Origin of the sequence: Bradyrhizobium sp., from assembly GCF_027307225.1 — a bacterium.
Taxonomy (GTDB): domain Bacteria; phylum Pseudomonadota; class Alphaproteobacteria; order Rhizobiales; family Xanthobacteraceae; genus Bradyrhizobium.
Map to the genome: position 1 here is coordinate 24803 of NZ_DAHUXJ010000025.1, position 11045 is coordinate 35847.

The 11045-nt window shown below is 60.9% G+C and carries 14 protein-coding genes; 12 read left to right on the forward strand and 2 right to left on the reverse strand.

Going from position 1 to position 11045, the window contains the following annotated elements:
• Positions 1–32: 32 nt before the first annotated feature.
• Genes M6D32_RS04475 through M6D32_RS04485 form a run of 3 tightly spaced genes read left to right on the forward strand, consistent with a single transcriptional unit; the run spans position 33 to position 1477 of the window.
• The gene (locus M6D32_RS04475) at positions 33–461 is read left to right on the forward strand and encodes a DoxX family protein (protein ID WP_298253777.1); all 429 of its coding nucleotides are present in this window, start codon (positions 33–35) and stop codon (positions 459–461) included.
• 26 nt (positions 462–487) lie between these two features.
• A complete protein-coding gene (locus tag M6D32_RS04480) occupies positions 488–1030 on the forward strand; it encodes an SRPBCC family protein (protein ID WP_298253779.1) in 543 nt (180 codons plus the stop codon).
• A gap of 36 nt (positions 1031–1066) precedes the next feature.
• Entirely contained in the window at positions 1067–1477 is a 411-nt protein-coding gene (locus M6D32_RS04485; RefSeq protein WP_298253781.1) for a VOC family protein, read from the forward strand.
• Positions 1478–1552: 75 nt separating this feature from the next.
• Here M6D32_RS04485 and M6D32_RS04490 read toward each other — a convergent pair whose 3' ends face one another.
• Complete coding sequence (locus M6D32_RS04490) at positions 1553–1993, reverse strand: hypothetical protein (protein WP_298253861.1); 441 nt, start codon at positions 1991–1993, stop codon at positions 1553–1555.
• Between the two features lie 82 nt (positions 1994–2075).
• Complete coding sequence (locus M6D32_RS04495; RefSeq protein WP_298253783.1) at positions 2076–2864, reverse strand: SDR family oxidoreductase; 789 nt, start codon at positions 2862–2864, stop codon at positions 2076–2078.
• A gap of 205 nt (positions 2865–3069) precedes the next feature.
• Here M6D32_RS04495 and M6D32_RS04500 point away from each other — a divergent pair, with 205 nt between their 5' ends.
• The 9 genes from M6D32_RS04500 to tolB all read left to right on the forward strand — a co-directional run bounded on the left by M6D32_RS04500 (position 3070) and on the right by tolB (position 11030).
• Positions 3070–4269 carry a serine hydrolase domain-containing protein gene (locus tag M6D32_RS04500; protein WP_298253784.1) on the forward strand — a complete coding sequence of 400 codons (1200 nt, stop codon included), beginning with the start codon at positions 3070–3072 and terminating at the stop codon, positions 4267–4269.
• Between the two features lie 121 nt (positions 4270–4390).
• Positions 4391–4804, forward strand: a complete 414-nt coding sequence (locus tag M6D32_RS04505; protein WP_298253785.1) for a YciI family protein — start codon at positions 4391–4393, stop codon at positions 4802–4804.
• Positions 4805–4847: 43 nt separating this feature from the next.
• Complete coding sequence (locus M6D32_RS04510) at positions 4848–5213, forward strand: hypothetical protein (RefSeq protein WP_298253786.1); 366 nt, start codon at positions 4848–4850, stop codon at positions 5211–5213.
• A gap of 331 nt (positions 5214–5544) precedes the next feature.
• On the forward strand, positions 5545–6261 hold the full coding sequence (locus M6D32_RS04515) for a TetR/AcrR family transcriptional regulator (RefSeq protein ID WP_298253787.1): 717 nt from the start codon (positions 5545–5547) through the stop codon (positions 6259–6261).
• A gap of 104 nt (positions 6262–6365) precedes the next feature.
• On the forward strand, positions 6366–6845 hold the full coding sequence (locus M6D32_RS04520; protein ID WP_298253788.1) for a DUF2852 domain-containing protein: 480 nt from the start codon (positions 6366–6368) through the stop codon (positions 6843–6845).
• A gap of 577 nt (positions 6846–7422) precedes the next feature.
• Positions 7423–8136 (forward strand): protein TolQ, encoded by a 714-nt coding sequence (gene tolQ, locus M6D32_RS04525; RefSeq protein ID WP_298253790.1) that lies wholly within the window; start codon positions 7423–7425, stop codon positions 8134–8136.
• 45 nt (positions 8137–8181) lie between these two features.
• Positions 8182–8655 carry a biopolymer transporter ExbD gene (locus tag M6D32_RS04530; RefSeq protein ID WP_298253792.1) on the forward strand — a complete coding sequence of 158 codons (474 nt, stop codon included), beginning with the start codon at positions 8182–8184 and terminating at the stop codon, positions 8653–8655.
• 51 nt (positions 8656–8706) lie between these two features.
• Positions 8707–9633: a cell envelope integrity protein TolA gene (locus tag M6D32_RS04535; RefSeq protein WP_298253794.1), complete on the forward strand. Its 927-nt coding sequence runs from the start codon at positions 8707–8709 to the stop codon at positions 9631–9633.
• Positions 9634–9677: 44 nt separating this feature from the next.
• The gene (gene tolB, locus M6D32_RS04540) at positions 9678–11030 is read left to right on the forward strand and encodes a Tol-Pal system beta propeller repeat protein TolB (RefSeq protein WP_298253796.1); all 1353 of its coding nucleotides are present in this window, start codon (positions 9678–9680) and stop codon (positions 11028–11030) included.
• Positions 11031–11045 lie beyond the last annotated feature (15 nt).

Below are 11045 nucleotides of genomic sequence, written 5' to 3' on the forward strand. Positions count from 1 at the left end.
GGGCACAGAGCCCGTTGGAGAGGGGACGCAAGATGAATACGCAAGGTGCAAATCTCGCCGCAAATGCCATGCTTACGCCCGCCAGGGCGTCGGCCATCTGGCTCGGCCGTGTATCGAGCGGGGTCGTCATTCTGCTGATGCTGCTCGATGGCGCCGTCAAGCTCGTGCCCTGGCCGATGGTCACGGAAACGATGGACCGGATGGGCTATGGTTCGAGCGAAAACCTGGCGCGATTTCTCGGAGTGATCAGTCTGATGGGCATGGCTCTCAATGCCTTCCCGCCGACATCATTCGTGGGAGCGATCCTGACAACCGGCTATCTCGGAAGCATCCTTGTTTCGCATGTGAAAATCGAAAGCCCGTTGCTTACCGACATCCTGTTAGGTTTCTATTTCGGCGTGATGCTGTGGGGTGCATTATGGCTGCGCGGCCGGCGCCAACTTTCGCCGATTACAGTTTGACCGTCGAAAACGAGGGGGGAATGTTCATGCTTGAGATCACCGCTATCGTTGCCATCGTCCTTGCCATCGCCATCGCCGCCGTTCTCGTTTTTGCCTCAGCGAGACCGGACAGCTTCACGGTGCAGCGGTCGACGGTGATGGAGGCGCCTGCGGAACGCATTTTTCCGTTGGTCAATGATTTTCAGCAGTGGACGAAGTGGTCTCCCTGGGAGGGCAGGGATCCGGCGATGAAGCGCAGCTTCAACGGCTCCGCAAGCGGCAAGGGGGCTATCTATGCATGGGAGGGGAACAAGAATGTCGGTTCCGGCCGTATGGAAATCCTCGACGCCTCACAGCCGTCAAAAATCACGATCAAGCTCGACTTCTTCAAGCCGTTCGAAGGTCACAACACGGCGGAGTTCACCTTTGCGCCCGAACGCGATGCTTCCGCGACCAACGTCATCTGGGTCATGCGAGGCCCGTCTCCCTTCATATCGAAGGTGATGCAGGTGTTCATGAACTTCGACGCCATGATTGGCAGGGATTTCGAAGCCGGCCTCGCCAATCTGAAAAAGCTCACGGAGAACTAGCCCTAAGACGAAGCTGTCATAAACCCGGAGAGAACCATGCTCAGTCCTTACCTGTTCTATAACGACAATTGCGAGGCTGCCTTCAAGTTCTACGAGAAGGTGCTGGGCGGCAAAATCGAGATGATGCTGCGCGCCGACGAGGGGCCGGCCGATATGAAGCCGGGACCCGGACGGGAGAAGCTGATCATGCATGCACGCATGTCGATTGGCGGCGAGTTGCTGATGGGGTCGGATTCACCGCCTGAGCATTATAGCAAGCCGCAAGGCTTTTCGGTTTGCCTGACGATCGCGGATCCCGTGGAAGCCGAGCGCAAGTTCAATGCGCTCGCCGAAGGCGGCAGCGCCAACATGCCTTTCGGCAAGACTTTCTTCGCGAAGGGCTTCGGCATGTGCGTCGATCGCTTCGGTATCCCGTGGATGGTGAACTCGCCGCTCGAGGGGATGTAGGAGGCTTCGACAGAAGCGTTTTCGAGCGAAGTGGACACCGGTTCGCGTGAATCAAAGCCGGGCTCCTCGGGTTGATCACCGGCACCTCGGATAGAGCGCCGCCAGTTCGCGTCCGCGCAACAGCAACAGATGCGAGGTCAACCCGCCGCGGCGAATGATCCAGTTGCGCACGCCGGTCGGATAGGCCTGGAGGACCAGCGCCGAGGCCTCCGGCTCGGCATACATCCGGCCGCGCCGGTCCATCGATCGTGCCGCATGAAAACCAAGCACAGCACGCTTTGTCACGCAGATGCGATCGCCCGGCACCATGCTCAGCACCAGCGTACAGGCGGAAAGGCAGGGCCCATCGATGACAACGCGCTCACCAGAATCGCGTACGCGCTCGAACAGGTCGAGAAAGGGGCCGACCTGTCCGCCGGGGCTCGTCAGGATCCGGACCTCGGCCTTGGCGGGCACTGCCGCAAGCGTGCACAACGCCGCGGCGATAGCACAAATTCCGGCGAGAAATGCACGCATCTCTGGAACTTCCTTCATGTCAGGCATCCAAGCAATCACAAAGCCCACGCCAAGGTTCCGTCGCACCTTCGACGGAGCGGCGCTATCCGTTTCGCCTCGCGCCTCGCAGGGTGGGCAGTCCGATGCCTGCCGCATCGAAGCCGCCATCGACGGCAAGAACCTGGCCAGTGACATAGCTTGCCCGGTCGCTGCACAGGAAGAACACGGCTTCGGCCAGCTCTTCCTCGAGGCCGTATCGGTTGAGCGGAATCGCGTCGTGATAGTCGGCGCGAATTGCCGGACTGTGAACCGCTTTTGCCATCGCGGTGTCGACCGGCCCCGGCGCCACGCCGTTGACGCGGATGCCGAACTCGGCCAGTTCGACCGCGAGCTGCTTGGTCAGGTGCGCCAGTCCCGCCTTGCTGGTGCCGTAGGCCGAGCGCAGCGTCGAGGCGCGCAATCCCGAGATCGAGGTGATGTTGACGATGGCGCCGCCGCCACGATTGCGCATCAATGGCACGGCCGCTTTGGCGCAGAGGAACGGCCCGGTCAGGTTGACCGCGAGCACACGGCTCCAGTCCGCATTGGAGGTTTCCATCAACGGCGCGAACACTGCGACGCCGGCATTGTTGACGAGCGCATCGAGCCGGCCGAAGCGTCGCTCGATCTCGGCAAAAGCCGCGGCGACGGCGTTGGCATCGGCGACGTCGCAGGGCAGCGCCAACGTGGAGTCGGGCCGGCCCAGTTCCGACACGCTTTTTGCAAGAAGGTCGCCCTCGATATCGAGCAGCGCCACGCCAAAGCCGTCGGCGAGGAAATGTTTGGCCACAGCAAGTCCGATGCCGCGGGCGGCGCCGGTGACTAACGCTACTTTTTGCGACGAAGCGCTCATGCATATTCCCTTCCGATGTGGCCTCGTCTTTAGCATGGATAGGCTAGCTCTGTTGTGCTCCGGATGCTCGACATCCGCGAACGAACGCCGCGCATTCGCGCGATGCTGGCGTCGCCGATTTTCACGTCCCTTGCTGGAGGCAACCGCGATGGTGCGGCACGGGGTTCCGGTGTAATCAGGGCGCGTCAAACAAAGGAAAATGAAGATGGCGGCTGAAGGCAAGGTTTTGAAGGCAACGTTTGATCGTCTGCGCGGCGTGATGGCTGGTCACGTCGAGCGCGGCGACCTGCCGGGCCTCGTGATGCTGGTCAGTCGTCATGGCGAAGTCCACGCCGATGCGGTCGGACGGCTTGCCTTCGAAGGCTCGCCGATGAAGTGCGATTCGATTTTCCGCATTACGTCGATGACCAAGCCGGTCACCGCAGCGGCTGCGATGATCCTGGTCGAGGAGGGCAAGATCGGGCTCGATGAGCCCGTCGATCGATGGCTTTCCGAACTGGCCAACCGCAAGGTGCTGCTCAGGCTGGATGCGCTCGTCCATCAAACGGTGCCGGCGCGCCGTGCGATCACTTTGCGCGATTTGCTGACCTTCCGCTGCGGCTACGGCATCATCCCGGTTTTCCCCGAGCGTTTTCCGATCCAGCGGGCCTATGCGGAGGCAGGCCTTGCCCCGGGGCCGGTGTTTCCGTCGTTCCCGCCGGAAGAATTGATCAAGCGATACGGCAGCCTGCCGATGGCGTTCCAGCCCGGCGAAAAATGGCTCTACAACGGCGGCAGTGAAATTCTCAGCGTCCTGATTCCGCGGGTCGCCGGCGTGACACTCGGCGAGTTTTTGAGCGAACGCATTTTTGTTCCGCTCGGCATGAAGGATACCGCATTCTACGCGCCCAAAGATCAACATCACCGGTTCACGACCGCCTATATGTACGATTCCGCGGCGCGGCAGTTGAAGGTTTTAGACCCTCCGGTAACGGGCCGGTTTTCGAATCCGCCTGTTTTTGAAAACGGCGCAGCCGGTCTCGTCTCCACGGCGGACGATTTCAATGCCTTTGCCCGGATGATGCTCAATGGCGGCAGTCTTGGCGATGTGCGGGTGCTGTCGCGGGATTCCGTGACGTTGATGACGACAAATCACATCGTGGCGGATGAGAAACGGGAATCGCAGTTATTCCTTGGCACCTCCAGGGGCTGGGGCTTTGGTCTGTCCGTCTTCACCGGCCTCGGCGATTCCTTTGCTGCTCCCGGCCGGTTCGGCTGGGATGGCGGCTACGGGACATCCTGGTATTCCGATCCGCAGGCGCAGCTGACAGGGATTCTGCTTACCCAGCGGGTCATGGATTCGCCGAAGCCTCCCCCTGCATTTACGGATTTCTGGGCCACGCTCGGCGAATTCGCTGGCGGCTGACGGTCGGCTCACAAAAATAATTTCGCGAACTTGTCGGGACCGCAACGGGCCAATCGTCTTCCTTTCGAGAGCGCCGGTCTGTCCGGGTTCTGTCGAGGCCGAATTGGGAACGGAGAGAGTAATGCGATTCATGATGCTGATGATCCCGCGGGGGTATGAGGCGGCAGCGCCGGGTACGATGCCGCCGGCCGAAGCCGTCGCGGCGATGATGAAATACAACAACGAACTCAAGGAGGCCGGCATCCTGATCACGCTGGACGGCCTGCACCCCCCGTCCATGGGCGTTCGGATCTCGTTCGAGAACGGCAGGCCGGTCGTCACCGATGGCCCCTTCGCGGAGTCGAAAGAGGTGATCGGCGGCTACTGGATGATCGACGTTAAGTCGCGCGAGGAGGCGATCGCCTGGGCGAAGCGTTGTCCGGCTGCCAACAATGAGACCATCGAAATCCGTCAGGTCATGGAAATGACGGACTTCCCGGCCGACGTGAAGGAAGCTGCGGCCGGCTTCGACGAATTGCAGCGCGGCAAGCGCTGAGCGCAATCCATCTACCAGCCAACCGGAAACCAGGAGAAATCAGATGAGCGCGAATGACACCTATCTCGCTGTCTTCCTCGGCAGCAAAACCAGCCCGAAATGGGCAGAATGGAATGCTCTGTCGGAAGCCGATCGCAAGGCCAGGGAGATCCGCGGCATCGCGGCGTGGAAGGCCTGGGTCGAGAAGCACCAGGCTTCGCTCGTCCAGATGGGCGGGCCGCTCGGCAAGACCAAGAAGGTCGATTCGCAAGGGATTGCCGATGTCGTCAACGCGATGGGCGCCTTCACGGTGGTCCGCGCGGCGTCGCATGAGGCGGCGGCCAAAATGTTCGAGGACCATCCGCATTTCTCGATCTTCCCCGGCGAAGCGGTCGAAGTGATGCCGGTGCTGCCGATTCCAGGCGGCTAGTGTCCCGATTCCGAAGTTCGTCGCATTTTGCGGAGCCACGTTTCGAACTTCGGAACCGCCACACTAGTGCTCCGATTCCGAAGTTCGTATCATATTGCGGCTCCACGTTTACGAACTTCGGAATCAAAGGAGCACTAGCAATCATATGATTCTAGGGCGGTTTAGAATTTGAAGTTCCTATGACGAGGTTACCGCGAAACTGATAGGAACTTCAAATTCACCGCACTAGGGCGCAAGGCTCAGGAAACCCGCTAACCCCGTTTTGGGTTGAAGCCCGTAGGCGTCGCTCGCGGGCTTCAAATCTGTGCGGTTTCATGTAAATATCTTTTACATGAGCTGGAAGGATCAGGGCCGCGGCGAACGCGGCTATCATCACGGCAATCTCAAGGAGGCGCTGTTGCAGGCTGCGCTCGACCTGATTGCAAAAAAGGGCGCGGCGGGTTTCACCTTTGCCGACGCCGCGCGCATCGCCGGTGTCAGCCCGGCTGCGCCTTACCGGCATTTCCGCGACCGCGACGAACTCCTGTCGAGCATCGCGCAGCGCGGCTTCGAGCAATTTGAATCCGCACTGTCGCAAGCCTGGGACGATGGACGCCCCGACACCGTCACCGCGTTTGAGCGGGTCGGCAAGGCGTATCTCGCCTTTGCGCGCGAGCAACCTTCCTTCTATTCCGCGATGTTCGAATCCGGCCTTGCGATCGACGCCAGTACTGGCTTGCATGCCGCGGCCGAGCGCGCCTTTGCCGTGATCCGTGCTGCCGCGGAGCGGCTCGCTGCACTTGCGCCGCCAGGTACGCCGCGGCCGCCGGCGTTGATGATGGCGCTGCACATCTGGTCGATGTCGCACGGCATCGCTTCTCTATTCGCGCGCGGCGACGCCGCGCGGCGCACGCTGCCGATGTCGGCGGAGGAACTTCTGGAAGCCGAAGTGCTCATCTATCTGCGCGGCCTCGGCTTTTCGACCGATCGCAGATCGCCGGCCCCGGAAGCCGCGGGAAAAAACCCGCCCGGACCGCCGCCGGGCGGTCCTTGGGGCCGCCCAAAATAATGTGAGCGGCCGCCGCTCGATCCAACTTGACAAAAATCCGGAAAGGTCTAGGTATGTAAATGTTATTTACATTCACAACGGCATAAGCCGATGGAGAGAGGCAAATGGCCTACACCGCAGATGTCAATCGATGGCGCGGTCCGACCGAAGAGTACGACCGCCACCCGCACATGCTCCATTCGCCCTGGCATCCCGGGTGGATCGCCGTGACGGTCCTTGGCTTCATCCTCTGGTGGCCGATTGGACTAGCCCTTCTCTTTTTCACACTCGGGAGCAGAAAAATGGGTTGCTGGAATCATCAAGACCGCTGGTCCAACAAGATGGAGCGGATGCAGTACAAGATGGAGCGGATGCGCAGCCGCATGGAGCGCCACGGCTTCCCCTTCGGCTCGCCTTCGAGCGGCAACCGCGCCTTCGACGAGTACCGCATGGAAACGCTGCGGCGGCTCGAGGATGAGCAGAAGGATTTCCGCGATTTCCTCGACCGGCTGCGTCACGCCAAGGACAAGGAAGAATTCGACCAGTTCATGGCGCAACATCGGCCGCGACCGGCCTCGCCGTCCGACGATCACCCTCAAAGCTGAAACTGGAACCAGGCCAGAAGGCGCGTAACGCCCCTTGCGAGCTAATGGCCCCTGAGCCGCCCGTCTGCGAAAGCCGACGGGCGGCTTTGTATTTTAGCCGCCAAAACAGCCGCTTGCCGGCGGTTTTACGTCCGTGGTTGGCCGGCTTTTGCTGGACCAGAAATCGCCTTTGGTAACCGGGTGTTAACCACGATTGGCGTCTGGTGAGGGACGAAAAGACGCGCGGAAAGCCCTCGTTTTGACACGTTGGCAGGGGAAGCCAGCCCCGGCTTTGGACGGCCTCCCTTGTGACACATCACGGCTTTTCGCGCGCCGGCGTTGAGTGCGCGCCTCGCGTTGTTTGCGCGGCCGCAAGATCAGAGGCCATTTGCGCTCGCGAGCGTATGGCTACAGGGGAATTGGGATATCAGTGCTCTGGTTCGGACATTCGTATCCAGTTGCGGCGCATTCGCCTACGAATGTCAGAACCAACGGAGCACTGACAAATATGGGTTTCTGGTGGAGTTCTGGATTTGGCATTCGCTATGTGTAAGTCCGCTGTCAAATCCGCTCCACTGTCGTTGAGAGGACATCGCTTATGAATCCGGCCGACGTGGCGCAGACCGCCCTGCCGCTGCCATCCGCTGACGTCTCGCTGATTACCCTGTTCTGGCACGCTCACTGGATCGTGAAATGCGTGATGCTCGGGCTGTTGTCCTGCTCGGTCTGGGTCTGGGCGATCGCCATCGACAAGATCATTCTCTATTCACGCACCCGCCGCGCCATGGATCGCTTCGAGCAGGCTTTCTGGTCGGGCCAATCGATCGAGGAGCTTTACCGCACGCTTGCCGCCAAGCCGACCCAGTCGATGGCGGCGTGTTTTGTGGCGGCGATGCGCGAATGGAAACGCTCCTTTGAAAGCCAAGCGCGATCCTTCGCAGGGCTTCAGATGCGGATCGAAAAGGTCATGAATGTCTCGATCGCCCGTGAAATCGAGCGGCTCGAACGAAGGCTTCTGGTGCTTGCGACTGTCGGTTCCGCGAGCCCCTTTGTCGGTCTGTTCGGTACCGTCTGGGGCATCATGTCAAGCTTCCAGTCCATCGCCGCGTCGAAAAATACCTCGTTGTCGGTGGTTGCCCCGGGCATCGCGGAAGCGCTTTTTGCCACGGCCATCGGCCTTATCGCCGCCATTCCGGCGACCATTTTCTACAACAAGTTCACCTCGGAGGTGAACCGGCAAGCCCAGCGGCTGGAAGGTTTTGCGGACGAGTTCTCGGCTATTCTGTCGCGTCAGATCGACGAGCGTGCGTGAAGGTCCCGTACCCGTATAAAATGAGCTTATTGTGAGCACCGAAACATGGCGATGAACATGGCGAGCTCGTCGGGCGGCGGCGGCCGGCGTCGCGGCCGGCGTAGCGCCGTGATGTCGGAGATCAACGTCACGCCGATGGTGGACGTGATGCTGGTGCTCCTGATCATCTTCATGGTCGCCGCGCCGCTGATGACGTCGAATATCGACATCGATCTGCCGGTCGCCGCCGGCGGCAAATCGGCCGCATCCAACCAGCCGCCTTTGACGCTGTCGGTCAAACGCACGAACGGTGGCTGCAACTCGAATGTCGACCTCTACCTGGGGGATACGCAGATTGCGCCCACGGACCTGCTGCCCAAGATCAAGGCGATTCGCGAGACCCGGTCAGACGCCGAAAGCGTGGTTTACCTGCGCGGCGACAAGGATGTTTGCTATGCGGAGATGATGAAACTGCTCGGGGAGATCCGGGCAGCCGGGTACAAGGCAAATATTGTCATCATTCCCGAGCAGGGCTCCTGAGAATGGCGATCGTGCGCGGAACGCCTTTAGGACTGAAACGGAAGGCATGACTTGAAGGTCAAAGTCGACAAAACGGTGGTGGCGTCGATTGTCCTGCACCTCCTCGTGCTGGGGTGGGGACTGTTTACGTTTTCCACCAAGGCCTTCGTCATGCCGGACGAGGATGTCGTCGCTGTCGACGTGATCTCCGCCGACCAGCTCTCGCATGTCACCGCCGGAATGAAGTCAGGGAAGAAGGAAAATCCCAAGCCGCTGGTGGAAAAGGTCGCCGAAGCGAAACCGATCGACGATGCCACCGGCAAGGTCACCGAGAAGGCGCCCGTCGTCACCGATACGGCGCCGCCGCCACAACCGAAGCCCGTCGAAAAGCCGGTTGAGAAAAAGCCTGACCCGCCGAAACCGGTCGCCAAAACCGAACCGAAGCCAGAGCCGAAGCAGGTCGAAAAGAAGCCCGACATGACCGACCCGATCGCGGAGGCTTTGAAGAAGGACGAGAAGAAACATCCGCCGAAGCCACAGGCCTCGACCCCTCCGCCACAACCTCAGAAGCCGAAAGACCGTACCTTCGATAGCACCAAGATCGCCGCGCTCCTCGACAAGCGTGATCCATCGCATCTGGCCGCGACCGGCGACACGCTCAATTCCAACGCGGCGCTTGGAACGACCAAAGGCAAGGCAGCGGACAATTCGGCGACGTGGGGAGCCATGTTCCAGCAGCAGGTGGAGCGTTGCTGGAAGAAGCCGTATGGCGGGCTCGACAACCAGAATCCGGAAGCCGCATTCTCGATCAGGCTGAAGCGCGACGGCACGCTGGAATCATCGCCGGCTCCGGAGGGAACGCCGGCGACGCCGTATCTGCGCGTCTATCAGGAAAGCGCCTTGCGTGCGATCATCGAATGCCAGCCCTACCGTCTTCCTGCCGCCTATTTCGAGGAGTGGAAGTTCTTTGCGCCGGTGTTCACGGAGCGAAAGAGCTGAAACGCAGATGTTATGATCCGCGTATATCAAATGAAGCCCAGCAGATGACCGACAAAGACCTATCGCGCCAAACGCCGTTTCGCCTGAGCCGTCGGCAGCTCGTTTCGGGTATGGCCACGCTTGGCGTGCTCGCTGGTATTCCGGTTCGTCCGGCCAGCGCGCAAAAACGCATTATCGTTCCCGAGGGCGAGTTCGTCCCGCTTCCGATCGCGATCCCGAACTTCGTCGGCGGCTCGCCGGCCGATGGCGACGTCGGCGTCGGCGTCACCCAGGTCATCACCAACAACCTCAAGCGCAGCGGGCTGTTCGTGCCGATCGACCAGGCGGCCTACATCGACAAGGTCGTCAACATCGATGCCGTTCCGCAGTTCAACAACTGGAAAAGCATCAACGCGCAGGCGCTGGTGACCGGCCGCATGACGAGGCAGGGCGACGGACGGCTGAAGGCCGAATTCCGCCTCTGGGACGTCGCGACCGGTCAGCCGCTGGCGGGACAGCAATATTTCACGCAGCCGGAAAACTGGCGGCGCATAGCCCACATCATCTCCGACCAGATCTACGAGCGTCTGACCGGCGAAAAGGGCTATTTCGACAGCCGCGTCGTGTTTGTTGACGAGACCGGCTCCAAGGAGCGGCGCGTCAAGCGGCTCGCGCTGATGGATCAGGACGGCTTCAATGTCCGCTACCTGACCCGCGGCACCGATCTCGTGATAACGCCGCGCTTCTCGCCGTCGACCCAGGAAATCACCTATATGGAATTCGGCCAGGGCGAGCCGCGCGTCTATCTGCTCAACGTCGAAACCGGGCAGCGCGAAATCGTCGGTAATTTCCCCGGCATGACCTTCTCGCCGCGCTTCTCGCCGGACGGCCAGCGCGTGATCATGAGCCTGCAACAGGGCGGCAACTCGAACCTGTTTGCGATGGATCTGCGCTCGAAATCGACCACGCGCCTGACCGACACGCCGGCGATCGACACCTCGCCGTCCTATTCGCCCGACGGCTCCCACATCACCTTCGAATCCGACCGCGGCGGAAAGCCGCAGATCTATGTGATGGCGGCCACCGGCGGCCAGGCCCAACGCATCTCCTTTGGCGACGGTACCTACTCGACGCCGGTGTGGTCGCCGCGTGGCGATTACATTGCGTTTACCAAACAGGGCGGCGGGCAGTTCTCGATTGGCATCATCAAGCCTGACGGATCGGGCGAACGGATCCTGACCTCCGGCTTCCACAATGAAGGGCCGACCTTTGCGCCAAACGGGCGGGTCGTGATGTTCTTCCGCGATCTTGGCCCGGGTCCGAACCTGTTCACGGTCGATATTTCCGGTCGCTTCGAACAGCGCCAGCCGACGCCCGGATTTGCCTCCGATCCGGCGTGGTCGCCGCTGCTCTCCTGAGTTTGTCGGAATCGC

Bases quoted from the DNA above. Each gene is read 5' to 3' on its own strand.
- M6D32_RS04475 (WP_298253777.1), top strand. From the start codon at position 33: ATGAATACGCAAGGTGCAAATCTCGCCGCAAATGCCATGCTTACGCCC.
- M6D32_RS04480 (WP_298253779.1), top strand. From the start codon at position 488: ATGCTTGAGATCACCGCTATCGTTGCCATCGTCCTTGCCATCGCCATC.
- M6D32_RS04485 (WP_298253781.1), top strand. From the start codon at position 1,067: ATGCTCAGTCCTTACCTGTTCTATAACGACAATTGCGAGGCTGCCTTC.
- M6D32_RS04490 (WP_298253861.1), bottom strand. From the start codon at position 1,993: ATGCGTGCATTTCTCGCCGGAATTTGTGCTATCGCCGCGGCGTTGTGC.
- M6D32_RS04495 (WP_298253783.1), bottom strand. From the start codon at position 2,864: ATGAGCGCTTCGTCGCAAAAAGTAGCGTTAGTCACCGGCGCCGCCCGC.
- M6D32_RS04500 (WP_298253784.1), top strand. From the start codon at position 3,070: ATGGCGGCTGAAGGCAAGGTTTTGAAGGCAACGTTTGATCGTCTGCGC.
- M6D32_RS04505 (WP_298253785.1), top strand. From the start codon at position 4,391: ATGCGATTCATGATGCTGATGATCCCGCGGGGGTATGAGGCGGCAGCG.
- M6D32_RS04510 (WP_298253786.1), top strand. From the start codon at position 4,848: ATGAGCGCGAATGACACCTATCTCGCTGTCTTCCTCGGCAGCAAAACC.
- M6D32_RS04515 (WP_298253787.1), top strand. From the start codon at position 5,545: ATGAGCTGGAAGGATCAGGGCCGCGGCGAACGCGGCTATCATCACGGC.
- M6D32_RS04520 (WP_298253788.1), top strand. From the start codon at position 6,366: ATGGCCTACACCGCAGATGTCAATCGATGGCGCGGTCCGACCGAAGAG.
- tolQ (WP_298253790.1), top strand. From the start codon at position 7,423: ATGAATCCGGCCGACGTGGCGCAGACCGCCCTGCCGCTGCCATCCGCT.
- M6D32_RS04530 (WP_298253792.1), top strand. From the start codon at position 8,182: ATGGCGATGAACATGGCGAGCTCGTCGGGCGGCGGCGGCCGGCGTCGC.
- tolB (WP_298253796.1), top strand. From the start codon at position 9,678: ATGACCGACAAAGACCTATCGCGCCAAACGCCGTTTCGCCTGAGCCGT.